Origin of the sequence: Nocardia acididurans, from assembly GCF_016741815.1 — a bacterium.
Lineage (GTDB): Bacteria > Actinomycetota > Actinomycetes > Mycobacteriales > Mycobacteriaceae > Nocardia > Nocardia acididurans.
In genome coordinates this window covers 167,000-189,642 of sequence record NZ_JAERRJ010000005.1, presented here as the reverse complement: position 1 = coordinate 189,642, position 22,643 = coordinate 167,000, and the positions used below count along the sequence as shown (strand labels likewise).

General features: G+C 66.7%; 23 protein-coding genes. 8 read left to right on the top strand and 15 right to left on the bottom strand.

Features of this window, described 5'->3' with window-relative positions; genetic code table 11:
- Positions 1 to 4: 4 nt before the first annotated feature.
- From JK358_RS14160 to JK358_RS14115, 10 genes are read right to left on the bottom strand one after another with little or no spacing between them, the layout of a single operon-like run.
- A complete protein-coding gene (locus JK358_RS14160; protein WP_201947698.1) occupies positions 5 to 1,183 on the bottom strand; it encodes an MCE family protein in 1,179 nt (392 codons plus the stop codon).
- Positions 1,180 to 2,349: an MCE family protein gene (locus JK358_RS14155; RefSeq protein ID WP_201947696.1), complete on the bottom strand. Its 1,170-nt coding sequence runs from the start codon at positions 2,347 to 2,349 to the stop codon at positions 1,180 to 1,182. Before JK358_RS14155 ends, JK358_RS14160 begins: the two co-directional genes overlap by 4 nt.
- Complete coding sequence (locus tag JK358_RS14150) at positions 2,346 to 3,443, bottom strand: MCE family protein (protein WP_201947693.1); 1,098 nt, start codon at positions 3,441 to 3,443, stop codon at positions 2,346 to 2,348. The genes JK358_RS14155 and JK358_RS14150 overlap by 4 nt, the downstream gene beginning before the upstream one ends.
- On the bottom strand, positions 3,443 to 4,438 hold the full coding sequence (locus JK358_RS14145) for an MCE family protein (RefSeq protein WP_201947691.1): 996 nt from the start codon (positions 4,436 to 4,438) through the stop codon (positions 3,443 to 3,445). The genes JK358_RS14150 and JK358_RS14145 overlap by 1 nt, the downstream gene beginning before the upstream one ends.
- Positions 4,435 to 5,472, bottom strand: coding sequence for an MlaD family protein (locus JK358_RS14140; RefSeq protein ID WP_201947688.1), 1,038 nt, complete (start codon positions 5,470 to 5,472; stop codon positions 4,435 to 4,437). Before JK358_RS14140 ends, JK358_RS14145 begins: the two co-directional genes overlap by 4 nt.
- On the bottom strand, positions 5,469 to 6,701 hold the full coding sequence (locus JK358_RS14135; protein WP_201947686.1) for an MlaD family protein: 1,233 nt from the start codon (positions 6,699 to 6,701) through the stop codon (positions 5,469 to 5,471). The genes JK358_RS14140 and JK358_RS14135 overlap by 4 nt, the downstream gene beginning before the upstream one ends.
- A gap of 6 nt (positions 6,702 to 6,707) precedes the next feature.
- The gene (locus JK358_RS14130) at positions 6,708 to 7,571 is read right to left on the bottom strand and encodes an ABC transporter permease (RefSeq protein ID WP_201947683.1); all 864 of its coding nucleotides are present in this window, start codon (positions 7,569 to 7,571) and stop codon (positions 6,708 to 6,710) included.
- 1 nt (position 7,572) lies between these two features.
- Positions 7,573 to 8,451: an MlaE family ABC transporter permease gene (locus tag JK358_RS14125; RefSeq protein ID WP_201947681.1), complete on the bottom strand. Its 879-nt coding sequence runs from the start codon at positions 8,449 to 8,451 to the stop codon at positions 7,573 to 7,575.
- A gap of 14 nt (positions 8,452 to 8,465) precedes the next feature.
- Positions 8,466 to 8,654, bottom strand: coding sequence for a hypothetical protein (locus tag JK358_RS14120; RefSeq protein ID WP_201947679.1), 189 nt, complete (start codon positions 8,652 to 8,654; stop codon positions 8,466 to 8,468).
- Positions 8,654 to 8,878: a hypothetical protein gene (locus tag JK358_RS14115; RefSeq protein ID WP_201947676.1), complete on the bottom strand. Its 225-nt coding sequence runs from the start codon at positions 8,876 to 8,878 to the stop codon at positions 8,654 to 8,656. Before JK358_RS14115 ends, JK358_RS14120 begins: the two co-directional genes overlap by 1 nt.
- A 164-nt stretch (positions 8,879 to 9,042) precedes the next feature.
- Between JK358_RS14115 and JK358_RS14110 the strand changes: the two genes are divergently transcribed.
- Together JK358_RS14110 and JK358_RS14105 are read left to right on the top strand one after the other, a co-directional pair.
- Positions 9,043 to 9,945, top strand: coding sequence for an oxygenase MpaB family protein (locus JK358_RS14110; RefSeq protein WP_201947675.1), 903 nt, complete (start codon positions 9,043 to 9,045; stop codon positions 9,943 to 9,945).
- A gap of 55 nt (positions 9,946 to 10,000) precedes the next feature.
- Positions 10,001 to 10,444 carry an SRPBCC family protein gene (locus JK358_RS14105; protein ID WP_201947672.1) on the top strand — a complete coding sequence of 148 codons (444 nt, stop codon included), beginning with the start codon at positions 10,001 to 10,003 and terminating at the stop codon, positions 10,442 to 10,444.
- Between the two features lie 79 nt (positions 10,445 to 10,523).
- Here the strand turns inward: JK358_RS14105 and JK358_RS14100 are convergent, their stop codons facing one another.
- The 3 genes from JK358_RS14100 to JK358_RS14090 all read right to left on the bottom strand — a co-directional run bounded on the left by JK358_RS14100 (position 10,524) and on the right by JK358_RS14090 (position 12,723).
- A complete protein-coding gene (locus tag JK358_RS14100; protein WP_201947670.1) occupies positions 10,524 to 11,150 on the bottom strand; it encodes a DUF8020 domain-containing protein in 627 nt (208 codons plus the stop codon).
- A 27-nt stretch (positions 11,151 to 11,177) separates the two neighbouring features.
- Entirely contained in the window at positions 11,178 to 11,846 is a 669-nt protein-coding gene (locus JK358_RS14095) for a hypothetical protein (protein WP_201947668.1), read from the bottom strand.
- Positions 11,847 to 12,129: 283 nt separating this feature from the next.
- Positions 12,130 to 12,723, bottom strand: a complete 594-nt coding sequence (locus tag JK358_RS14090; protein ID WP_201947666.1) for an SACE_7040 family transcriptional regulator — start codon at positions 12,721 to 12,723, stop codon at positions 12,130 to 12,132.
- Between the two features lie 98 nt (positions 12,724 to 12,821).
- Between JK358_RS14090 and JK358_RS14085 the strand changes: the two genes are divergently transcribed.
- The 6 genes from JK358_RS14085 to JK358_RS14060 are packed head-to-tail and all read left to right on the top strand — an operon-like array spanning position 12,822 to position 20,882.
- Entirely contained in the window at positions 12,822 to 14,408 is a 1,587-nt protein-coding gene (locus JK358_RS14085) for a carboxyl transferase domain-containing protein (protein ID WP_201947663.1), read from the top strand.
- Between the two features lie 5 nt (positions 14,409 to 14,413).
- A complete protein-coding gene (locus tag JK358_RS14080; RefSeq protein WP_201947660.1) occupies positions 14,414 to 16,423 on the top strand; it encodes an acetyl/propionyl/methylcrotonyl-CoA carboxylase subunit alpha in 2,010 nt (669 codons plus the stop codon).
- A 37-nt stretch (positions 16,424 to 16,460) separates the two neighbouring features.
- Positions 16,461 to 17,621, top strand: coding sequence for an acyl-CoA dehydrogenase family protein (locus JK358_RS14075; RefSeq protein ID WP_201947658.1), 1,161 nt, complete (start codon positions 16,461 to 16,463; stop codon positions 17,619 to 17,621).
- Positions 17,618 to 18,121, top strand: a complete 504-nt coding sequence (locus JK358_RS14070) for a MaoC family dehydratase (RefSeq protein ID WP_201947655.1) — start codon at positions 17,618 to 17,620, stop codon at positions 18,119 to 18,121. The genes JK358_RS14075 and JK358_RS14070 overlap by 4 nt, the downstream gene beginning before the upstream one ends.
- On the top strand, positions 18,118 to 18,933 hold the full coding sequence (locus JK358_RS14065) for an HpcH/HpaI aldolase/citrate lyase family protein (protein ID WP_201947653.1): 816 nt from the start codon (positions 18,118 to 18,120) through the stop codon (positions 18,931 to 18,933). The genes JK358_RS14070 and JK358_RS14065 overlap by 4 nt, the downstream gene beginning before the upstream one ends.
- Positions 18,934 to 18,944: 11 nt before the next feature.
- Positions 18,945 to 20,882: an acetoacetate--CoA ligase gene (locus JK358_RS14060; RefSeq protein ID WP_201947651.1), complete on the top strand. Its 1,938-nt coding sequence runs from the start codon at positions 18,945 to 18,947 to the stop codon at positions 20,880 to 20,882.
- 4 nt (positions 20,883 to 20,886) lie between these two features.
- On the opposite strand, the gene JK358_RS14055 is transcribed toward JK358_RS14060, so the two are convergent.
- The gene (locus tag JK358_RS14055) at positions 20,887 to 21,309 is read right to left on the bottom strand and encodes a DUF4254 domain-containing protein (protein ID WP_201947649.1); all 423 of its coding nucleotides are present in this window, start codon (positions 21,307 to 21,309) and stop codon (positions 20,887 to 20,889) included.
- Between the two features lie 140 nt (positions 21,310 to 21,449).
- Positions 21,450 to 22,589, bottom strand: coding sequence for an epoxide hydrolase family protein (locus JK358_RS14050; protein ID WP_201947647.1), 1,140 nt, complete (start codon positions 22,587 to 22,589; stop codon positions 21,450 to 21,452).
- Between the last annotated feature and the right edge of the window lie 54 nt (positions 22,590 to 22,643).

The window sequence follows — 22,643 nt, the reverse complement described above, 5'->3', positions numbered from 1 at the left end:
ACTCCTATCGGTTGGGGACGGGTTGGGAGAGTTCATCGCCGGTGACCCCCGGCGGCGCCGTGACCCCGTTGTCCGGCACATCGGGCCGTGGCGCATTCGCGGATCCACGCACCTGCAGTGCGGGATTGCCGGTGACGCAGTAGTTGTAGAGCCGCACCCGGGTATCGGTCTGGATCTGCGTCGGAACGACCGGGATGGTCTCGTATTCGCAGGTCGGCCGCGGCCACGGATCGACCAGCGTGTGATAGGCCCCGTCGTGCGCGGGCACGCCGAGCGCCTCCGACCCCACCCGCAGCGCCGGGAACAGCGCCGCGATGGCCGGCGCCCGCAGCTTCGCCGCCTTGGTGACCGCCACGAAGTTCGTCACCAGATTGGTGATGGGATCCTGGGTTTCGGTCACGAAGCCGCCGAGCGTCGCGAGCTGCCCCGGCCCGCGCAGCAGCAGCTCCCGCAACTCCCGGTCGGCGGCCGCGAACTGATCGAACAGCACGCCGCCGGCCCGGGTGAGGGTGCCCAGATCGGGCTGCGCGTGCGAGGTGGTGTCGGCGATGATCTCCAGGTTCTCGATGAGCTGCCGGGTCTGCGGCAGCAGATCGTTCAGCCCCGCCATGGCCCGGCTGATGCCGGACACCATATTGCGCAACCGATCCGGTCCACCGGCCAGCGCCTTGTCCAGCTCGTCGATGATCACATTGAGCCGGTCCGGGTTCATGCCGCCGATGAAATCGCTGAGGTTGGTGAACACCGACTGGATGGTCACCGGCGTCCTGGTGCGCGCCCGCTCCACCACCGACCCGTCCTGGAGGTACGGCCCGGAATCGGAGTCGGGCCGGAAATCCAGATACTGCTCGCCGGCCGCGGACAGCCGCCCGACGGCCACCGTGCCGCCCACCGGAATCCTTGCGGTGTCGTCGATTTCGGCGACGGCGGCGATGCCGTCCCCGGACACCCGCACCTGGGTCACCTTGCCGACCCGGCTGCCCCGGAAGGTGACATCGTTGCCCGCCGCCAGTCCGGCCGAGCCCGCCAGTTCCACGGTCACGTCGTAGGTGTGCGGAATCGGGTTGAACCGCAGCACATATCCGCCGATGTAGCCGCTGCCCAGCAGCAGCACGGCCACCAGTCCCAGATTGGCGATGCCGATGCGCCGCCGCAGGATCCATTGCCACAGCGGTGAGTTCATCGTCCGCCCTCCTCGGCAGGCGCGGGTTCGGCGGGCTCGGCGGGTACGGGTTCGGTTGTCACACCGGGTATCCGGGGCGGGCTGGTGACACGCCCGAAAATCTTCTGCAGCACCTGCGCGAGACTGCCGATGAACTGCGGCACATCGTTGAGCTCCGGCCAGCGGCTGCCGCTGGGATCGGTGAGCGCGCCGATGCTCAGATACGAAACCGTCGCCGCCACAGCCAGTGTCGGGCCGCGCATGCTCGCGAGCAGCGACGGGGTGAGCCCGTGCAGCCCGTCGAGTGCGGCGGTCAGCTGATCACTCTGCGCGAATCCCGACATGAGCTGCTGGATACTGTTGAACAGGCTCACGAATTCGGTGCCGGTCGTATCACTGAAGTCGCCCAGCGCGGTCATCGTCGTCGACACCTTGGCCAGCAGATCCACGATCTGCTGATTGTTCTCGGCGAACAGTCCGATCAGCTGGGGGAACGTGTCGGCGGCCTGCCCGAGTTCGGCCTTGCGCCTGGCCAATTCACCGGCCAGCACATCCAGTCCGCCCAGCACGCTGTCGATATCCCCGGTGCGCTGGTTCAAGGCCGCGATGACACTCGTCATCTCGGTGATCAGATGCTGCAGCTGCGGCGCGCGCCCGCTGAACATGGAGTCCATCTGCGAGGTGATGCGCGCCGCCTGATTGAGCCCGCCACCGTTGAGCAGCAACGAGATCGACATCATCAGCTGCTCCACCGACGCGCCCGCCGAGGTCAGCTCCGTGCCGATGGTGTCGCCCTCGCGCAGCTGGGCCCCGGCCGCCTCGGTGGTGGGCAGCGTCATGGCCACGTACATGTCACCCAGCGGAGTGCCCTGTCGCAGTTCGGCGGTGGTGCCGCGGGGCAGCTTGATGTCCGCCCGGATGAGCATCTCGATATCGGCGACGAAGTTGGTGGTCTCGATATTCGTGACCACCCCGATGTCGGTGCCGCCGATCTTCACGTGCGCCCGATCCGGCAGGTTGAGCGCATCCTCGAAGGCGGCGTGAATGGTGTATCCAGGCCCGCCGATCCCCGGCTCGGGCATGGGCACGTTCCGCACCGTCACCGCGCACCCCGAGGCCCCGGCCAGCGCGGCCGTGGTGAGCAGCGCCGCCGCGCCGCGCGTGAAACAACTTGTCCTGTAGTTCATTTCCGACTCGTCATCCCCAGAAGTGCTGCGGTGAGCCCGAAGTCGGGACCGAAATCCTGAATCCTGCCGGTGCGGCAGCCGTCCACGCGCATCATCACGCGCTCGCAGAACATCGACAGGATCTCGTTGTCCAGCACCACCTTGTCCAGCAGGCCGTGCAGTCGCAGCGCCTGATGCTCGGTGCTGGTGGCATTGGCCAGGTTCTGGAACATGAGCGGCCCGACATCCACGATCTCGGTGAGCGCGCGGGCATTGGCGCGCATCTGATCGGTGATGCCGACGAACCGGGTCAGCGCACCGGCCAGCTGATCCTCGTTCTCGCCGACCAGGGTCGCGGTATTGGTGACGAAGTCCTCCAGCTGCGCCAGCACCGCCTGCAAACCTGGAGCCTGCTCGCCCATGAGGCTCACCAATTCCGTGAGCCGCCCGCTGAAGTCGCGCACCGTCTGATCGTTGGACGCGATGATCTGGGTGATCTCGTTGAGTTTGATGATGGTGTTGGCGATCTGATCCTTGTTGGCGAAGGTCACCTCGAAGGCCGCGGACAGATTGTCCAGCGTCTCGCGCAGCCGGTCGCCGTTCCCGTTCAGCAGTGGGAACAGCACCCGGCTGGCCATCGGCCCGGTATCGCTGTCACCCTTCAGCGCCGCCCCGAGCTGATCGAAGTTCTCCAGGATCCGATCCAGCTCGACCGGAACCCTGGTGCGCGGCAATGGAATATGCGCGCCGTCGCGCAGCGTCTCGCCGCCGGTGTAGGCCGGGGCCAGCTCCACGTGCCGGTTGGTGATCAGCTGCGGATTCACCAGGGCCGCCATGGCATCGGCGGGCACCTGCACCCCGCGGTCGATGGACATGACCACCTGCACGTAACTGCCCTTGGGCGTCACCGAATCCACCGTGCCGACCGGAACACCCAGTACCGCAACCTCATTGCCCGCGTACAGTCCGGCCACGTTCTCGAAGTCCGCGCTGACGCGGATCCGATCACCCAGGTACGCTTCACCGTTCAGCGAATCCGGCAGCGCCGAACACCCCGACGCCACCGCCGCCGCGCAGCACAGCGCCGCGAGTTTGGCGAATACTCGAATCCTCATCAGTTGCACCCCTGAATGACCTGCGTGGCGCACAGCCAGTTGTCCGGGAAGAACCACGGCGCGTACACCTCGCCGTAGGGGCCGTTGCCGACCACATTGTTGAACTGCCGCAGCGTGACCGGCATGATCTCGTACAGCCGGGCCAGGTTGTCCCGGTTCTTCTCCAGCCCCTCCGACATGGTGTTCAGATTCGTGATGAGCGGGCCGAGCTGATCGCCGTTCTCCAAGCCCATGTCCTGCAACAGCTTCGACAGCGCGGCGACATTGTCGAGCAGCTGCTGCAGCAGCGCCTGCCGCTGCTGTACCGCTGATCCGATGGCCTCACCGCGCGTCAGCAGCAACAGCACGCCCGACTGATTGTCGGCGGCCAGCTGCGACACCGTATCCATGCCTTTGAGCAGCGTGTCCACCTCGTCGCGGCGATCGTTGATCACCTTGGCGAGTGCGCCCACACTGTCCAGCGCCTGTACGGCGAGCTCGGGGGAGTCGCCCATCTGCGTGTTCACCACATCGAGGGCCTGGCGCAGCTTGTTCGCGTCGATGCGTTCGATGTGCTCGAAGGAGGACTTGTACTTCGGATCCTGGATGACCTTGCCCAGGTTGTAGGGGACGGTGGTGTTCTCGATCGTGATGCGATCGCCGGGCAGGCTCGCACCGGTACCCGGCACCAGTTCCACATGCAGGCGGCCGAGAATCGTGGACATCTTGATGGCGGCCTTGGCATCCGAGCCGAGGGTGATCTCGTCGCGAACCTTCATGTCCACCAGCACCTTGTCACCGGCCAGACGGACCGCCGACACCTGACCGACCTCGATGCCGGAGACATCCACGGTGGCCCCGGCGCGCAGACCCGCCGCCTGGGCGAACTCGGCCTGAATCGTCTTGTCGCCCAGCCGAGCCTGCTTGAACGCGGTCGAGCCGACCAGCAGCAGTGCGACCAATCCGGCCGTGATCACGCCGACGCGCAGGTGCCTGTTCTGCAGCAATCTCCTCATCGGCACACCTCCGACTGCGAATCGCCGCCGATCTGCGAGAACAGGCCCGGCGGGAACAGCACGCCCCACAGCGACACATCCAGCCGGCAGATGTAGGCATTGCCGTAGGTGCCGTAACTGCTGAAGCGGGCGATGGCATTGAGCACCTCGGGCAGTTCCACCGCCGCCTGATCGAGGGACGCCCCGTTCATGAGCAGCAGCGCGATGCCGGCCGTGGCATCGGTTTGCGCCTGTGCCGCACCGGGTTTCACCTGGGCGATAATGTTCACCAGCGAATCCGTGGCGGTGGCGACGCGATCCACCGACGACTTGAGCACCTCACCCTGCGCGTACAGCGACTCGGTCAGCGCCCGCGTCTGGGTGATCAGGGTTTCCAGCTCACCGCTGCGATTGGCCAGACCCGCCATCACACTGCTCAGATTGGCCACCACATCGCCGAGGATCTGATCGCGCTGTCCGAAGGTGGCGGCCAGCTGCGCGGCCTGGGTGATCAGCGCGCTCAGTGACACATTGTTGCCCTGCAGCGCCTGGATCAGGGTCTCCGACAGTGAATTGATCTGATCCGGCTGCAGCACGCTGAACAGCGGTTCGAAACCCGACAGCAGCGCCGAGACATCGAAGGACGGTTCGGTCCGCTCGATCGGGATCTGCCCGCCGGTCTCCAGCGGCACGCCCGCCTCCTTACCGGGCATGAGCGCGATATACCGCTGCCCGATCAGGTTCTGGTAGCGGACCAGCGCCTTGGTGGAGGTGGTCAGATGCTGGTCGTCCTCGATGCGGAAGTCCACCCGGGCGCGGTAGCCGTCGGTGAAATCGATCTTGTCGACCCGGCCGACGCGCACGCCCGCCATGCGGATGTCATCGCCGATCCGCAGACCCAGCACATCGGAGAAGACCGCCGAATAGCTGTGTGTCCCACCGGGAACCGACCGCTGCAGGGTCGACCAGATGGTGTAGGTGAGCACGATCGCGATCACCGCGAACAGGCCGAAGCCCGCCAGTGCCCGTCTCGATTGGAAAGTGCCGGAACTCATTTCCCTCCCTCCGGCTCGGCGGGCGACAGGTAGCCGCCGGCCAGGACCGGCCCGAGCAGGATGGTCTCGGCCATGGTGGGCTGCCTGCCCACGATGGCCGCGACGGCCTCCAGGCCGCGCAACTGTTCCAGCGAGGCCGGATACTCCTGCGCCGGAGCGGTCACCGGAACGGTCGAACCGCCGCAGCGCGGGCCGGTGAGATCGCCGTAGCGCGGACAGTCCTCGGCCGTGTACTGCTGGAACGGGGTGACGGACACGTCCATCTTCCAGACCATCTGTTTCTTCGGGCCGAAGGTGAATACGCCCTGGAGCCGCTGCAGCGCCGTGTTCAGATTCGCGATCGACACCGGAATGGCCTGCGGATCCTGGGCGAGACTGCCGAACAGCTCGTCCAGGCCGGAGACCAGGTACTTGCCGGAATCCGGATTGGCGGCGAAGAGGGCGTTCACCGAATCCACCGCCGCGCTGCCATTGGTCAGCAGGGCAATGAGATTCGCGCGCTGCTCGGTGAGCGTGCGCGCGGTGGTCACCGACTTCGACAGCAGGCCCACCAGTTCCGGCGCGGACCGGCTCAGCGCCGTGGCGGCCTGACCCAGATCGCCCAGCAGATCACCGATTCCGGGGATGGCGTGGATCTCGGTGAGCCAGCGGTCCAGGCGCTCGATCGTGGAGCCCGGCACCCGCGACTGCGGATCCAGTGCGGCGGACAGGGTTCCGAGCACCCGGCCCAGCTTCTCCGGCTGGATATTGTTCAGCACCGTCCGCAGCACGTTGAGCGTGGTCTGCAGCTGGACGGTGCCCTCGCTGGTGTCCTCGGGGATCGTGGCCCCCGCCTTCAGGGTCTGTTGCGTGGTCGTCGTGTCCACGAGCTCGACGGCGGTGACACCGAAGATATTGTTGGGAATGACCCGCGCCGCGACGGTATCCGGAATCGTCTCCGCGATACCGGGTTTCAGCGCGATCTCGGCACGTTGGCTCAGGCCCTTGGCCACCACCTCGACCGATTCCACGCGCCCCACCACCATGCCGCGGAACTTCACGTCCGCGCGATCGGGCAGGCCGTCACCGGTGCTGGTGAGCACCGCCGTCACCGGCACCTTGTCCTCGAAGCGCCCGGTGTAGCGCAGGCCGAGCAGGAACAGCAGCAGCGCCACCGCGCTGATCATGGCCAACCCCGCGAGGGTCAGCTGTCGGGCCGTGGGTCCACGGCCACTGGGATCGAGAAGCATCTTGACCTACCCCGAGATCCGGAAACCGGGGTCGATACCCCAGATAGCCAGGGTGAGAAACAGATTGGTGAAGACCATGACGACGATGACCATCTTGATGGCGCGCCCCGCGGCCACCCCGACGCCCTCGGGACCGCCGCTGGCCACGAAACCGTAGTAGCACTGGATGAACGTCGAGATCATCACGAACACCACGACTTTGAGCAGCGACCAGAACACGTCCGGCCCGAGCAGGAACTGGAAGAAGTAGTGGTCGTAGGTGCCCGAGGTGGTGCCGCCCAGAATGAGCACCGACAGCTTGGTCGCCAGGTACGCCACCGCCAGGCCCACGCTGTAGAGCGGGACGATGGTGAGCGTGGCCGCGATCATGCGGGTGCTCACCAGATACGGAAGTGGCCGGATCGCAATGGATTCCAGCGCGTCGATCTCCTCGGAGATGCGCATGGAGCCCAGCTGCGCGGTGAACCGGCAGCCCGCCTGAATGGCGAAGGCCAGCGTCGCGACGATGGGTGCGAGCTCGCGCGTGGTGGCGAAACCGGAGATCGCGCCGGTGAGCGGGCTCATGGTGAGCAGGTTGAGCGCGGTGTAGGACTCCATACCGACGGTGATGCCCGCGAATCCGCACAGCGCCAGCACCACGCCGATGGTCCCGCCGCCGACGATGAGCGAGCCGTTGCCCCAGCCCACATCCGCGGTCAGACGCAGCACTTCCTTCCGATAGTGCTTCAGCACGAACGGAATTGCCGCCAGCGCCTGGAAGAACGTGATCGTCTGGTGCCCGAGCCGCTGATTGGCCTGCACCGGGACCGACACCGCATTGCTCACCATCCGAACGGGTTTGAGCGCCGGCGGCGTATATGGTCTGCCCACCTCAGATCACCTTCGTCGGGAAGAGCGTGTTGTACAGCTGGGTGAGAATGATGTTGGTCGCGAAGAGCATCAGCGCCGAGCTGACCACCGCCGAGTTCACCGCATTGGCCACCCCGCCGGGGCCGCCGTGCGCGTGTAATCCGGTGTCGCAGGCGATGATCGCGGTGATCACACCGAAGATCGCCGCCTTGATCAGCGCGATGATCAGGTCATTGGCCACCGCGAAGGACGCGAACGAGCCGATGAACGAGCCCGGCGTCCCCGACTGCGCGTACACATTGAACATGTAGGCCGTCGCGAAGCCCACGAACACGATGAACCCGCACAGCAGCATGCTGACCAGCACCGCCGCCACCAGTCGCGGGGCCACCAGCCGCCGCACCGGGTCCACGCCCATCACCTTCATGGCGTCGATCTCCTCGCGGATGGTGCGCGAGCCCAGATCCGCCGTGATGGCCGAGCCGACCGCGCCCGCGATCATGAGCGAGGTGACCAGCGGCGCGCCCTGGCGGATGATGCCGAGCCCGGCCACCGCCCCGATGAAGGTGGTCGCCCCGACCTGGTTCACCAGCGCCCCGACCTGGATCGACACCACCACCGCGATCGGAATGGCCACCAGCACCGTCGGCGCGGCCGACACGCTGGTCATGAACGCGCACTGCTTGATGAACTCCTGATACGGGAACCGTCGCCGCGCCAGCGACAACACCAACTGCCGCAACGCTTCCCGGCCCAGCAGCACCTGCCGGCCGAGCGTCTCCAACGACCGCTGCGGGTGCCGTTTCCACAGCCCCCGGGCGCTGTCGACGATGCGTTCCAGTTCGCCGGACTCCGGCTGGTGCGGCTGTACCCGCGTGCGCGGTTTCTCGGTGGTGGTCATTGTCATCCCCCCCCTTACGCCAGGTTGTCGAGATACTGCTGCAGCAGGACGAGGCCGAAGCCGAGAACGGCGATCCCGGCCGCCACGGTGCTGAGCACGGCGGCCCAAAGGCCGAAGCGCAGAACGGGATTCACCTGCATACGCCCACCGAGCACCTTCACCCCCATGACAAGGAGGTCGATGAGCCAGACCAGAACCATCATTACGTCATGCACACATTCGAGAAGGTGAGCACGGGCCAGCACACCACCGAGCCGAGGAAGGAGACGAGCACGTCCAGGCCGTGCAGCTGCTTCAGGTGCGAGGTGTGCGTGAGCGTCCAGACCACGCCCACCAGGCCGTAGGGAATCCCGAGCAGGATGAGCGTCCCGAGGAACTCGGACACCTTCATCTCGTAGCTGAGTATGCGATCGAGGCGTTGAAGCATGGGCCGTATGTTATCGATCATTCTCGGCAATGGAAGGGGATTGACAAATCTCGCCACCGCTGTGCTCGATACCAAAGAATCTGGGAGAAAGCTGTGTGTCCACGGTGTTGACGGTGGCCTGCGTCACGTTCTAAGTTATGGATCATTCAGGCGAAAGGAAAGCCATGACGGCGGCAGCGCAGCCCTCCTTCGAGCCGGATCCGCTGACGTGCGAGCAGACGCGCATCCCCATTCCGGCCATCCACCGATCGGCCACCAAGCGGCCCCCGCGACTCACCGACGCCATGGACTTCTGGCAGTTCGCCGGGGCGGCGGCCAATGTGGCCATGCAGATGGCCCGCCCCGGCGTCGGTCACGGCGTGGCCGACAGCAGGGTGGAATCCGGCGCTCTCATGGTGCACCCCTGGAAGCGCTTGCGCACCACGGCTTCCTATCTGGCCGTCGCCCTGCTCGGCACGACCGAGGAGAAGGAGGCGTTCCGCGAGGCGGTGAATGTGGCGCACCGCCAGGTGCGTTCGGAACCCGGCGCCCCGGTGAAGTACAACGCCTTCGACCGCAACCTGCAGCTGTGGGTGGCCGCCTGCCTCTACATCGGCTTCGAGGATTCCTACCAGCTCCTGCACGGGCGGATGAGTCCCGAACAGGCCGAGGACTTCTACTCGACCTCGGCCACCCTGGGCACGACACTCCAGGTGCCCGAGGAGATGTGGCCGTGCACCCGCGCCGACTTCGACCTCTACTGGAACGAAGCCGTGCGGCTGGCGGTGGTCGACGACAAGGTGCGCGCCTACGTCGACGACCTGCTGCACCTGCGCATGATCAACTTCCCGATGCGGCTGGTCTTCGGCGGGCTGCTGCAATTCCTCACCGCCGGCTTCCTGGCCCCGCATTTCCGCGAGCAGATGGGCGTCACCTGGACTGCCACCGACCAGCGCCGCTTCGAAAACCTCTTCCTCTTCGTGGGTTTCGTGAACCGCTTCATCCCGCGATTCCTGCGCAACGCCCCCACCCGGAACATGATGCGTGACGTGCAACGCCGGCTCCGCAAGCAGAAGGCCCTCATCTGACTCGCTGATCCCCTACTCTTTCAACGGGTTCGGAGTTCGACGAGATCGGAGCGGCATGCGCAAGGTGACCTACGAGCGCACCATCCCCGCCCCGCTCCCCGACGTCTTCGACTGGCTCACCGACGCAACCAACTTCCAGCGCGTCCCCTTCGTCCGCCGCGTCACCCTGGTCCGCCCCGGCAACACCACCGGCCACGGCGACGGCGCCGTCCGCCTCATCGTCACCCCTCTCCTGCGCATCACCGAGGAGATCACCGAATACACCCCGCCCACCCTGATGCGCTACCGCGTCCTGAATTCCGTTCCGCCCCTGCGCCATCAGGAGGGCTACATCGCCTTCGAAGCGGTTCCCACCGGCACCCGCGTCCGCTGGAACTCCACCTTCGAAATAGCCTCCCCCATCCTCCCCACCCTCTGCACCCGCCTCTTCCTCCCGGTAGTCCGAGGCGGCTTCCTCCTCGTCCTCCGCACCGCGGAGCGCGAACTCCTGGGCGGCTGAACCGCGCACACCACCCGGGAAAACACCAGTGGCGCAGACGGATTCACATCCGTCTGCGCCACTGTGACGTCGGGACCGGTTACGGCTGACCGGTGAAGTACGCCGTCCCCGCATCGATGAGCGGCTGGCCGCCCACGACGAGGAATCCGATCCCCGCACCGATCGCGACACCCGCCAGGGTGCCCAGGATGAACGGCGGGATCAGCCCGAAGAACGGAATCGTGACCAGCAGGCCGATGCCCGCTCCGATGAGCGCGCCGAACGAGGCACGCTGTACCTCGGCGTTCCAGCGTTCCTCCGAGGTCGAGATGTCCTGTAGCACAAGCCCGCTGACGAACTCCGGCGCGGTGTCGGTGGGCTGCAGCAGCAGTTCCTTGCCCTCGCGTCCGATGGTCGGCCGCAGCGTGATGTCCTGCCCGTACAGACGGTAGGTCAGCGGTACGGTGGCGACGGGCTCGCCCTGATCGTTGGAGACGGTCACCGCATCGCCGGTGTCCCGCACCGCGAACGCACCGGTATCCAGCACCGTCTTCACGGACTTCGAATCAGCCGTCAGCCCGGAGATGAAGGTAACCCCGTTCTGCGTCCCCCGCAGCAGGGCGAGATCGGTCTTCTCCTCGGCCGGGGCGCCCTGCGCGGTGGCGGCGGTGACAGCGGTGGCGGCAACAGCCAGCAGCGCGGTGGCGGCAAACTTCTTGAACTTCATTTCAGTTTTCTCGATTCTCGTTCAGCTTCAACGCAATCCGCCCATACCGGCACCGACCATTCCGCCGACCACCGCGCCCAGCCCCGCCCACATCGGGCAGGTGAGCGGCAGCAGCGGCAGGGTGACAACGGTGGCGGCCTGGAAGGCGGCGATTCCGACGCAGCCCGCGACGGCGCCCTGCAGCGCCCCCGCGATCGCTCCCGAGGCCACGGCGTCGGCGCGGCTCGGGGCGACGCCGACCGAGCGCGCGAACTGCGAGATATCCGCCTCCGGGCGCGCGAAGGCGGAGTTGATCTGATCGATCTGCACGGCATTCAGGAAATCCGGTGCGGCCGTGGTGAGGTCGCCCGCGCGCAGCGTGCGCGGCACCGGAACGATCTCGGCAACCTCCGGCGTCGGCTCGGGCGCGTGCAGTTCCTGCGGCTGCAGCGGTGCGATGTAGTCGCGGTTCGGCACCTCACGAATCGGTGCGTAATCCGATTCCGGAGCGATACCCGCCCGATCCTCCGCCGGTGTCACCTGACTCTGCACGGGCGGAGTGCGCACGGCATCAGCCGAATTCGGTGTGGTTACCCCGGGTTGTGCGCCGCCGTTCTGAGTCCCGCCGCTGTTGTTCGGGGTTGTCACCCCGGGCTGCGGCGCGATGAACTGCGGTGCGGCCTGTGCGACAGCGCTGCCGGTGATAACAGCGGCCATGGGCAGTACACCCATGGCAGTACGCGCGGCGAGGCGCTGTGTATTGGTTTGCCTGCGGTGTTTCGGCAAGCGAATCCCCCGACCTTCCTTACTGATTCCCGACCCACGACGCGTATGTCATGCAGCCCGAAGGCAGTACGAAAAGCCTCCGGAGCGTATATGCGCCATCTGCATTACCCGAACCGGAATGTGGTTTCCGGATGGGTAATTCATACGAGTAGATCGGTGATCATGCGCGGCTGTCAAACGAGGTCAGTGGGGTGAGCTGTGGATCACAGATCTATTAATCCAGGGCGGCCAGGGCCATGCGGCGCAGGATCGGGCGGGCTCGGGTGGCGGTGGCGGCGGGGGCGCTGTGGGGGGTGGAGTTGATGAGGCCGAAGGTGGCGTGGGCCTGGGTGCGGGCGGCTGATTCGGGGAGGTCGGGGTGGAGGTCGCGGAGGGTGGAGACCCAGACTTCTACGTATTGGCGCTGGGTGCGGCGGACTTGGCGGCGGGCGGATTCGGGGAGGTTCTCGAGGTCTCGGTCCTGGATGCGGATGAGTTCGGGCTCGCCGAAGGCGAAGTCGAGGTGGAAGTCGATCAGGCCGGTGAGGGCGGCGGCGGGGGTGGGGGAGGCGGCTACCACTGCTTTGCCGCCGTCGAGGAGGCGTTGGCTGATGCCTACGAGGAGTTCTACGAGGAGGGCTTCCTTGTTGGGGAAGTGGCGGTAGACGGCGGGGCCGCTGATGCCGACGGCCGCGCCGAGGTCGTCGAGGCGGACGCCGAGGAAACCGCGGTCGGCTATCAGGCGGGCGCCGGCGTCGAGGAGTTGCCGGCGGCGCTGGGCTTTGAGCTGTTCGCGACGCGTGGGGGCGACGGTGTCGCTGCTGGTCACCGGGGGCTCCCTTCATCGGTTCTGGACAACTCAGTTAGTGAAGATTATCTTATTTTCCAGTTATTGGTGATTAACCGAGCGAGCAGGATGGCGAAGCGATGACGGTGACTGCGGGCGCGCGCGCCGGTAACCGGGAGGCGCATCTGGCGCTGGTCGACCAGCTACGGGAGAAGCTGGCGGTCAGTGCGCTGGGTGGGCCGGAGAAAGCTCGGGAACGGCATGTGGCGCGGGGGAAGCTGCTGCCGCGGGAGCGGGTGGATCAGCTGCTCGATCCGGGGTCGCCGTTTCTGGAGCTGTCGCCGCTGGCCGCCGACGGGATGTACGACGACGAATGCCCGGGGGCGGGTGTCATCGGCGGCGTCGGCCGGGTGTCGGGCCGCGAATGCGTGATCGTCGCGAACGACGCGACGGTCAAGGGCGGCACCTACTACCCGATGACGGTCAAGAAGCATCTGCGCGCCCAGGAGGTGGCGCTGCAGAACAATCTGCCCTGCATCTACCTCGTGGACTCCGGCGGCGCGTACCTGCCGCGCCAGGACGAGGTCTTCCCCGACCGCGAGCATTTCGGGCGGATCTTCTTCAACCAGGCGAATATGAGCGCCCGGGGCATCGCGCAGATCTCCGCCGTACTGGGTTCCTGCACCGCCGGCGGCGCGTACGTACCCGCCATGAGCGACGAGACGGTGATCGTCCGCAATCAGGGCACCATCTTCCTGGGCGGCCCGCCGCTGGTGAAGGCCGCCACCGGCGAGGTGGTGACGGCCGAGGAACTGGGCGGCGGCGAATTGCATTCGCGCACTTCCGGTGTCACCGATCACCTCGCGGAGAGCGATCAGGACGCGCTGCGCATCGTGCGCAATATCATCGCCACGCTCGGCCCCAAGAACCCCACGCCCTGGGACATTCGCCCCACGGTGGATCCCATTGCGCCGCAGGAAGAGCTGTACGACATCGTCCCGGTGGATCTGCGCACCCCCTACGACGTCCGCGAGGTCGTCACCCGCATGGTGGACGGCGGCGAATTCCAGGAATTCAAAGCCGAATACGGCAAAACCCTTGTCACCGGATTCGCGCACATTCACGGCCACCCGGTCGGCATCGTCGCCAACAACGGCGTGCTGTTCGCCGAATCCGCCATGAAGGGCGCACATTTCATCGAACTGTGCGACAAGCGCAAGATTCCGCTGCTGTTCCTGCAGAACATCACCGGCTTCATGGTCGGCCGCGACTACGAGGCGGGCGGCATCGCCAAACACGGCGCGAAAATGGTCACCGCCGTCGCCTGCGCCCGCGTCCCGAAACTCACCGTCGTCATCGGCGGCTCCTACGGCGCGGGCAACTACTCCATGTGCGGCCGCGCGTATTCTCCCCGCTTCCTGTGGATGTGGCCGAATGCCCGCATCTCGGTCATGGGCGGCGAGCAGGCCGCCTCGGTGCTGGCCACCGTGCGCGGCGATCAACTCGACGGCAACGGCAAGCCGTGGTCCGCCGAGGATCAGGAAGCCTTCAAGGCCCCCATCCGCGACCAGTACGAGGCCCAGGGCAACCCGTACTACTCCACGGCCCGCCTGTGGGACGACGGCGTCATCGACCCCGCCGACACCAGAACCGTTGTCGGCCTGGCTCTCTCGGCCTGCGCGCAGGCCCCTCTCGAACCCGTTTCCTACGGCGTCTTCCGGATGTGATGGCAATGATGAACAAAGCACACCCCGTCGCCTTCGACACCGTGCTGGTGGCCAATCGCGGCGAGATCGCGGTCCGCGTCATTCGCACCCTGCGTGCTATGGGAATTCGCTCCGTGGCCGTCTACAGCGATGCCGACGCCGATGCCCGCCACGTGCGGGAGGCCGATACCGCCGTGCGCCTCGGCCCCGCCGCGGCCCGTGAGTCCTACCTGGATATCCGCAAGGTGGTGGACGCGGCGGTGAAATCCGGTGCGCAGGCGGTACACCCGGGGTACGGATTCCTTTCGGAGAACCCGGCTTTCGCGGCGGCGCTGGAGGAGGCGGGCATCGTCTTCATGGGTCCGCCGTCGCGGGCCATCGAGATCATGGGCGACAAGATCGCGGCGAAGAACGCGGTGTCGGCCTATGGGGTGCCGGTGGTGCCGGGCATCGCGCGCCCGGGTCTCACGGATGCCGAATTGATCGAGGCCGCAACCGAAATCGGCTATCCGGTACTGGTGAAACCGTCCGCCGGTGGCGGCGGCAAGGGGATGCGCCGGGTGGACGATCCGGCCCTGCTGGCAGATGCCCTGGTCAGTGCCCGTCGCGAGGCGGCCTCCGCCTTCGGTGACGACACCCTGTTCCTGGAGCGCTTCGTCAGCCGTCCCCGCCATATCGAGGTGCAGGTGCTCGCCGACGGATTCGGCCATGTGCTGCATCTGGGCGAGCGCGAATGCAGTCTGCAACGACGCCATCAGAAGGTGATCGAGGAAGCGCCCTCACCGCTGCTCGATGCCAAGACCCGCGCGAAAATCGGTGCGGCGGCCTGCAATACGGCCCGCAGCGTCGACTACGTCGGCGCGGGCACCGTCGAATTCATCGTCTCCGCCGACAAGCCGGACGAATTCTTCTTCATGGAGATGAACACCCGCCTCCAGGTGGAACACCCGGTGACCGAGATGGTGACCGGCGTGGATCTGGTGGAATGCCAGGTGCGCATCGCCGCCGGGCAGAAACTGTCGGTGAACCAGGAGGACATCCGCCTCACCGGCCACGCCGTCGAAGCCCGGGTGTACGCCGAGGATCCCGGCCGCGACTTCCTGCCCGCCGGCGGCACCGTGCTGGCGCTGGCCGAACCGGAGGGCGCGGGCATCCGGGTGGATTCGGGCCTGCGCGCGGGCACCGTGGTGGGCACCGACTACGACCCCATGCTGTCCAAGGTCATCGCCTACGCCCCCGACCGCGCCGGTGCCCTCGCCAAACTCGATGCGGCCCTGCGGGATACGCAGGTGCTCGGCGTCCGGATCAATACCGATTTCCTGCGCTTCCTGCTCGCGGACGCCGATGTCCGGGCCGGAGCGCTCGATACCGGCCTGCTGGACCGCCGCGCGGTCGACTTCGCGCCCGCGCCGGTCACGGACGCGCAGTTCATCGCGGCGGCCGCCCTGCTGTGGCTGCGGCAGTGGCCCGCCGAAACCACCGACCCGTGGTCGATTCCGAACGGCTGGCGTGTGGGTGCGCACGCGCCCACCGCATTCCGGCTCACCGGCGGCGACCGCACCTCGCACGTGTCTTTCACCGGCACCCCGGACCGGGCGGCGGTCTGGCTCGAGGGCGGTGAAAAGCACTCCGCCGCAGCCGAACTCGATGGTGAGTGGCTCACCCTGACACTCGACGGCCTGCGCACCCGCTTCCGTGTCGCGGCACAGCCGGGCCAGATCTGGGTGGCCGACTTCTCCGGCGTGGCCCTGCTGCGTGAGGTCGCCGAAGCCGATATCCGCGGCGGCGGCGTCCACGAGGGCGATGCCGAAATCCTCAGCCCCATGCCGGGTTCCATCATCGCCACGCCCGCGAAATCCGGTGACCTGGTTGACGCCGGAGCACCGATCGTGGTCGTCGAGGCCATGAAGATGGAGCACACCCTCACCGCACCCGTGGGCGGACGGGTCGAGGTGCTGGTCGAACCCGGCGCGCAGGTGAAGCTCGAACAACCGCTGGCCCGCATCATCGCCGAACCGACTGCCGACGAGAACTGAACCACTCCCGTCACTCCGACCAGAGCTAGGACTCGACATGACCGACTTCCTGTCCACCGGACAGCTCCCCGACGAGTACCGCGAACTCGCCCTCACCGTGCGCGATTTCGCCAACCAGGTGGTGGCCCCGGTCGCCGCCAAACATGACGCCGAGCATTCCTTCCCGTACGAGGTCGTCGCGGGCATGGCCGATATGGGCCTGTTCGGCCTGCCGTTCCCGGAGGAGTTCGGCGGTATGGGCGGCGACTACTTCGCCCTCTGCCTGGCCCTCGAGGAACTCGGCAAGGTCGACCAGTCCGTGGCCATCACCCTGGAGGCCGGTGTCTCCCTGGGCGCCATGCCCGTCTACCGCTTCGGCAACGACAAGCAGAAGCAGGAGTGGCTGCCCCAGCTGACCAGCGGCCGCGCCCTGGCCGCCTTCGGACTCACCGAACCGGGCGCGGGCAGTGACGCGGGCGGCACCCGCACCACCGCCGTGCTGGACGGCGACACCTGGGTCATCAACGGCTCCAAGCAGTTCATCACCAACTCCGGCACCGATATCACCCGTCTGGTCACGGTTACCGCCGTCACCGGCGCCGCGGATGGCAAGAAGCAGATCTCGACCATCCTGGTGCCCACCGACACCCCCGGATTCGTGGCCGAGCCCGCCTACAACAAGGTCGGCTGGAATGCCTCGGACACGCATCCGCTGAGCTTCACCGATGTCCGTGTCCCCGCCGAGAACCTGCTGGGTGAGCAGGGTCGCGGCTACGCGAACTTCCTGCGCATCCTGGACGAGGGCCGCATCGCCATCGCCGCGCTGTCGGTGGGCGCGGCCCAGGGCTGCGTGGACGAGAGCGTCCGCTATTCGAAGGAGCGCGAGGCGTTCGGCCGCCCCATCGGCGCCAACCAGGCCATCGCCTTCAAGATCGCACGCATGGAGGCCCGCGCGCACGCCGCCCGCACCGCCTACTACGACGCGGCCGCGCTCATGCTGTCCGGCAAGCCGTTCAAGAAGCAGGCCGCCATCGCGAAACTCGTGGCCAGCGAGGCGGCGATGGACAATGCCCGTGACGCCACCCAGATTTTCGGCGGCTACGGCTTCATGAACGAATATGCTGTGGCGCGGCACTATCGCGACAGCAAGATCCTGGAAATCGGTGAGGGCACCACGGAGGTGCAGTTGATGCTGATCGGTCGGGAGCTCGGCCTGTGACCGAGACACGACGCGTCGTGCAACGCGGCCTGTGGTTCGAGGAGTTCGAGATCGGCGTGATCTACGAACACCGGCCCGGCCGCACCATCACCGAGGCCGACAATGTGCTGTTCACGACTTTGACCATGAATACGCAGGCATTGCATCTGGATGCCGCGTTCTCCGATGCCCTGCCGCCGTTCCATCAGCGTCTGGTGAATTCCATGTTCACGCTCTCGACGCTGGTGGGCCTGTCCGTCGCGCAGTTGACGCAGGGCACCATCGTGGCCAATCTCGGGTTCTCCGACATCGCTTTCCCGAAACCGCTGTTCCACGGTGACACGCTGTACGCGGAAACCGTGGTCACGGACCTCCGGGAATCCAAGAGCAGGCCCGGGGAGGGCATCGTGACATTCGCGCACACCGGCCGGAATCAGCACGGCGATATCGTCGCCACCGCTGTCCGCAAAACCCTGGTTCGACGGTCCCCGATGGACGGCTCGCCGTCGGTATCCGCATGAACTGGGAAATGTCCGGCCCCGCATGGCTTTTCTGCCCGGCCGATCGCCCCGAGCGCTACGGCAAAGCCCTCGACGCGGCCGATGTCGTGATCATCGACCTGGAAGACGGTGTGGCCGAGGCGGATAAGCCCGCGGCCCGGCAGGCGTTGATCGCCACCCCGATGGATCCGGAACGCACCGTCATCCGCGTGAACGCGGCGGGCACCCTGGATCACATGCTGGACCTGGACGCCCTGGTGCGCACCGAATACCGCCGCATCATGCTGCCCAAATGCGAATCCGCCGAGCAGATCACGCGACTGGCGGACTACGAGGTGATCGCACTCATCGAATCCCCGCTGGGTGCGATGGCGGTGGGCCGGGCGGTCATGGCGCGCAATGCCATCGGCGTCATGTGGGGCGCGGAGGATCTGGTCGCGGCGCTCGGTGGCAATTCCAGCCGGCACGCCGACGGCGGCTATCGGGATGTGGCCCGGCACGTGCGGTCCCAATCCCTGCTCGCCGCCAAGGCATACGGGAAGTTCGCGCTCGATTCGGTATTCCTGAACATTCCGGATCTCGACGGCCTGGCCGAGGAATCCCTCGACGCCGTGGCGGTCGGATTCGATGCCAAGGTGGCCATCCACCCGAATCAGGTCCCGGTCATCCGCCGCGCCTACGCACCCGCGCCCACAGAGGTCGACTGGGCGCAGCGGCTGCTCGCCGAGGTGCCGAATCACCGGGGTGTCTTCACCTTCGAGGGCCGGATGGTGGATATGCCGGTCATCCGGCATGCCGAGCGGATCGTGCAGCGCGCGGGTTTCGCGTCGTAGGAGGTAATGCGATGGAACCACAGTGGGTGCCGACCGAGGCCGATCTGGCAACAGCGCGGGTCACCGATTTCGCGCGGTTCGTGGAGAAGCGAACCGGTATCTCCGCGCCGGACTATCAGACGCTGTGGCAGTGGTCGGTGGACGACCTGCCCGGCTTCTGGGGTGCTCTCTGGGACTACTTCGATCTCGGCGAGCGGGGTGAGCAGGTGCTGGCGTCGGCGGATATGCCCGGCGCACAGTGGTTCCCGGGCACCCGGCTGAACTACGCCGAGCAGGTGTTCCGGCAGGAACGCGCGGATCGGCCCGCCCTTCGCGTGGTGCACGAGAGCGGTGCGATCGACGAGATCTCCTGGGCCGCACTGCGGGCCGAGACCGTCGCGGTGGCGGATGCCCTGCGCGCACTGGGCGTCGGCCCGGGTGACCGGGTCGCCGGGTATCTGCCGAATATTCCCGAGGCCGTCGTCGCCTTCCTGGCGACCGCCAGCCTGGGCGCGCTCTGGAGCGCCTGCGGCCAGGACTATTCCGCCCAGGCCGCGCTGGACCGCCTCGGCCAGCTGGAACCCAAGGCGCTGATCACCGCCGACGGCTACCGCTTCGGCGGCAAGACGCACGACAAGACCGCCGACATTGCCGCCCTGCGCGCGGGATTGCCCTCGCTGCGTGCCACTTTCGTGGTGCGACGGCTCGGCGGCACCGTACCCGACAGCATCGGCTGGGATTCCCTCACCCCGGTGCCGGACGCCGAACTCGTCACCGAGCAGGTCGCTTTCGACCATCCGCTGTGGGTGCTGTACTCCTCCGGCACCACCGGCAAGCCCAAGGGCATCGTGCACGGCCACGGCGGCGTGCTCCTCGAACACCTGAAAGCCGTTGCGCTGCAAACCGATATCGGCGCGGACGACGTCTTCTTCTGGTACACCAGCCCCAGCTGGATGATGTGGAACTTCCAGGTCTCCGGCCTGCTCGCCGGGGCCACCATCGTCACCTACGAGGGCAGCCCGGCCTATCCGAACCCGGATTCGCTGTGGGACATCGCATCCCGCACCGGAACCACGGTGCTGGGCACCAGCCCCGGCTATGTACTGGCCTGCGCCAAGGCCGGCGCGGTCCCGCGCACCGACCATGATCTGTCGGCGCTGCGCATGGTCGGCATCACCGGCTCGTCGCTGCCGCCGTCGTCGTCACTGTGGTTGCGCGACAACGTGGGTGAGCACATCCCGGTCGCCTCCATCAGCGGCGGCACCGATGTGGTCTCGGCCTTCATCGGCGGCGTGCGCACCGTCCCCGTGTGGCCCGGCGAGCTCTCCGCCCCGTATCTCGGTGTGGCATTGGACGCTTGGGACGAGAACGGTCACCCGGTGCACGGCGAGGTCGGCGAACTGGTGATCACCGAACCGATGCCGTCCATGCCGGTGAGCTTCTGGAACGACGAAGACGGCGCGCGCTACCGCGACGCCTACTTCGAGATGTACCCCGGCGTCTGGCGGCACGGCGACTGGATCACCCGCACCGGGCACGGCAGCATAATCGTGCACGGCCGCTCCGATTCCACCTTGAACCGCAACGGTATTCGCATGGGCAGCGCCGACATCTATCAGGCGGTGGAACGCCTGCCCGAGATCGCCGAAGCCCTGGTGATCGGCGCGGAACAACCGGACGGCGGCTACTGGATGCCCCTGTTCGTCACCCTCGCCCCGGGCGCGGAACTCACGGACGATCTGAAGGCCCGCATCAACGCCACCATCCGCACCGAGGTCTCACCCCGCCACGTCCCCGACGAAATCATTGCCGCCCCGGGCATCCCGCATACCCGCACCGGCAAGAAGCTCGAGGTGCCGATCAAGAAGCTGTTCCAGGGCGCGGACCCCGCCCGGGTGGTGGCCCGCACCGCCGTCGACAACCCGGAACTGCTCGACTGGTACGGGGCCCTGCGCGCTCCGGGATCCTGAACACTCAGTGGCCGCCGGGCAGCCGACGCCGCCCGGTGGTCACCTCGGACGCCAAATCCTCGTAGCCGACGGCCAATTCGGCGAGATGCTCCCACACCTGGGCGAGTTCCTGTCCTGATGCCCGGGTGAGCGCCGCGAAGGCGTGCGCGGTGAGCAGGGCCAGCCGGTCTATCACTGCCCCGAGGGTTTCGGTGTGCACCCGGGCCGCGCCGTGACTGGGCGGCAGCTGTGCGGTGACCCAGATGTCGATGGAATGCACCAGATCCGTTCGGATGTCCTCCAATTCGGAAATCTGGTCGGGGTCCGCTCCCAGTCGCCGCTCGTGTAGTTCCGCCAGATCATGGGCGGCCCGTAGTAGCGGATGTGCGAAGCTGCTTCCCCGGCATGCCTGCAACAACTGATTCTTGGTTGGAAGAGTCTCCCTCATAGCGAGTGCTCCTGCTACCGCGCTGATCGAATTCCGAGAACGGTAGTCACGCCAGATGTCTGGAACGTGACTACCGGTTCAACAACCCGGTGCCATTCTGCGCTCGAGAGATTTTCGGCGTTGTGAGGCCGCGGTAACGCTCAGCTCAGCTTGCCGAAGAATGCGCGGATATCGGCGGTATGCGCCTGCGGGAGTTCCATGGCCACGAAGTGGTTACCGGTATTGCCCTCCGGCCAATGCACGATGACATTATCGCGCTCGGCCAGCCGCAGCATGAGCGCCGAACCGCCGCCGTAGGTGCCGACCGGAACCAGCTTCTGCCCCTTGGGCCAGGCGAATCCGTTGTCGCCGAGGCCGTTGTACATCGGCCACGACGAGCTCGCGGCGGTGTTCGTGAACCAGTAGAGGGCGATGGTGGTGAGCAGCAGATCGCGCTCCACCGCGTCTTCGACGTGCGCCGCCAGGAAGGAGAACTCGCGGAACTTGTGCACCAGCCAGGCCAGCAGCCCGGCGGGGGAGTCGGACCAGCCGGCGGCGAAGGTCTGCGGCGCCTGGTTCAGCAGTACGTGATGGTTCACGCCGGACTGCCACTGCTGCATCATCTCCCACTCCGCGAGTTCGTCCGGGGTCATGGTGGGCACATCCGCCGCGGTCGGTATTCCGATTCCGCCGTCGATATGCACGCCCACGATCCGGTCCGGCGCGGCAATCGCCATCTCCTGCACCACATACGCGCCCAGATCGCCGCCCTGTACGCCGTAGCGCTCGTAACCGAGGCGATCCATCAGCGTCACCCACATCCGGGCGACATCCGCTGTCTTCATTCCGGCTTCGCGCGGAGCCTGCGAGAACGCGAATCCCGGAACCGACGGAACCACCACGTGGAATGCCATGTCGGTGTCCAGTCCATGGGTGCGCGGATTCGCGAGTAGACCGATAGTTTTCACGAATTCCACGAACGTGTTCGGCCAGCCGTGCGTGAGGATGAGCGGCAACGCATTCGGCTCCGGCGAGCGCACGTGCAGGAAGTGCACATCCAGTCCGTCGATCTCGGTAATGAACTGCGGGAATTCATTCAACGCGGCTTCCTGCGCCCGCCAATCGAATTCGGTGCGCCAGTACTCGGTCAGCTCGCGCAGATACTCGACCGGGACGCCGCGCTCCCAGTCCTGCCCCGGCAGCGGCGCCGCGAAGCGGGTCCGGGCCAGCCGCTCGTTCAGATCGTCCAGGTCGGCCTGCGGGATCTCGATGCGGAAGGGGCGGATCGCGGTGTTGCTCATCGGTACTCCTGTTGTTCCGTTCGTGCTGACAGGAACTACGGTAGAAATGAACTA

Excerpts from the sequence above, each read along its gene's own strand:
- JK358_RS14120 (WP_201947679.1), bottom strand. The coding sequence starts at position 8,654 with ATGATGGTTCTGGTCTGGCTCATCGACCTCCTTGTCATGGGGGTGAAG.
- JK358_RS14100 (WP_201947670.1), bottom strand. The coding sequence starts at position 11,150 with ATGAAGTTCAAGAAGTTTGCCGCCACCGCGCTGCTGGCTGTTGCCGCC.
- JK358_RS14135 (WP_201947686.1), bottom strand. The coding sequence starts at position 6,701 with ATGCTTCTCGATCCCAGTGGCCGTGGACCCACGGCCCGACAGCTGACC.
- JK358_RS14075 (WP_201947658.1), top strand. The coding sequence starts at position 16,461 with ATGACCGACTTCCTGTCCACCGGACAGCTCCCCGACGAGTACCGCGAA.
- JK358_RS14065 (WP_201947653.1), top strand. The coding sequence starts at position 18,118 with ATGAACTGGGAAATGTCCGGCCCCGCATGGCTTTTCTGCCCGGCCGAT.
- JK358_RS14140 (WP_201947688.1), bottom strand. The coding sequence starts at position 5,472 with ATGAGTTCCGGCACTTTCCAATCGAGACGGGCACTGGCGGGCTTCGGC.
- JK358_RS14095 (WP_201947668.1), bottom strand. The coding sequence starts at position 11,846 with ATGGCCGCTGTTATCACCGGCAGCGCTGTCGCACAGGCCGCACCGCAG.
- JK358_RS14055 (WP_201947649.1), bottom strand. The coding sequence starts at position 21,309 with ATGAGGGAGACTCTTCCAACCAAGAATCAGTTGTTGCAGGCATGCCGG.
- JK358_RS14050 (WP_201947647.1), bottom strand. The coding sequence starts at position 22,589 with ATGAGCAACACCGCGATCCGCCCCTTCCGCATCGAGATCCCGCAGGCC.
- JK358_RS14080 (WP_201947660.1), top strand. The coding sequence starts at position 14,414 with ATGATGAACAAAGCACACCCCGTCGCCTTCGACACCGTGCTGGTGGCC.
- JK358_RS14150 (WP_201947693.1), bottom strand. The coding sequence starts at position 3,443 with ATGAGGATTCGAGTATTCGCCAAACTCGCGGCGCTGTGCTGCGCGGCG.
- JK358_RS14105 (WP_201947672.1), top strand. The coding sequence starts at position 10,001 with ATGCGCAAGGTGACCTACGAGCGCACCATCCCCGCCCCGCTCCCCGAC.
- JK358_RS14115 (WP_201947676.1), bottom strand. The coding sequence starts at position 8,878 with ATGCTTCAACGCCTCGATCGCATACTCAGCTACGAGATGAAGGTGTCC.
- JK358_RS14145 (WP_201947691.1), bottom strand. The coding sequence starts at position 4,438 with ATGAGGAGATTGCTGCAGAACAGGCACCTGCGCGTCGGCGTGATCACG.
- JK358_RS14110 (WP_201947675.1), top strand. The coding sequence starts at position 9,043 with ATGACGGCGGCAGCGCAGCCCTCCTTCGAGCCGGATCCGCTGACGTGC.
- JK358_RS14155 (WP_201947696.1), bottom strand. The coding sequence starts at position 2,349 with ATGAACTACAGGACAAGTTGTTTCACGCGCGGCGCGGCGGCGCTGCTC.
- JK358_RS14060 (WP_201947651.1), top strand. The coding sequence starts at position 18,945 with ATGGAACCACAGTGGGTGCCGACCGAGGCCGATCTGGCAACAGCGCGG.
- JK358_RS14125 (WP_201947681.1), bottom strand. The coding sequence starts at position 8,451 with ATGACCACCACCGAGAAACCGCGCACGCGGGTACAGCCGCACCAGCCG.
- JK358_RS14160 (WP_201947698.1), bottom strand. The coding sequence starts at position 1,183 with ATGAACTCACCGCTGTGGCAATGGATCCTGCGGCGGCGCATCGGCATC.
- JK358_RS14085 (WP_201947663.1), top strand. The coding sequence starts at position 12,822 with ATGACGGTGACTGCGGGCGCGCGCGCCGGTAACCGGGAGGCGCATCTG.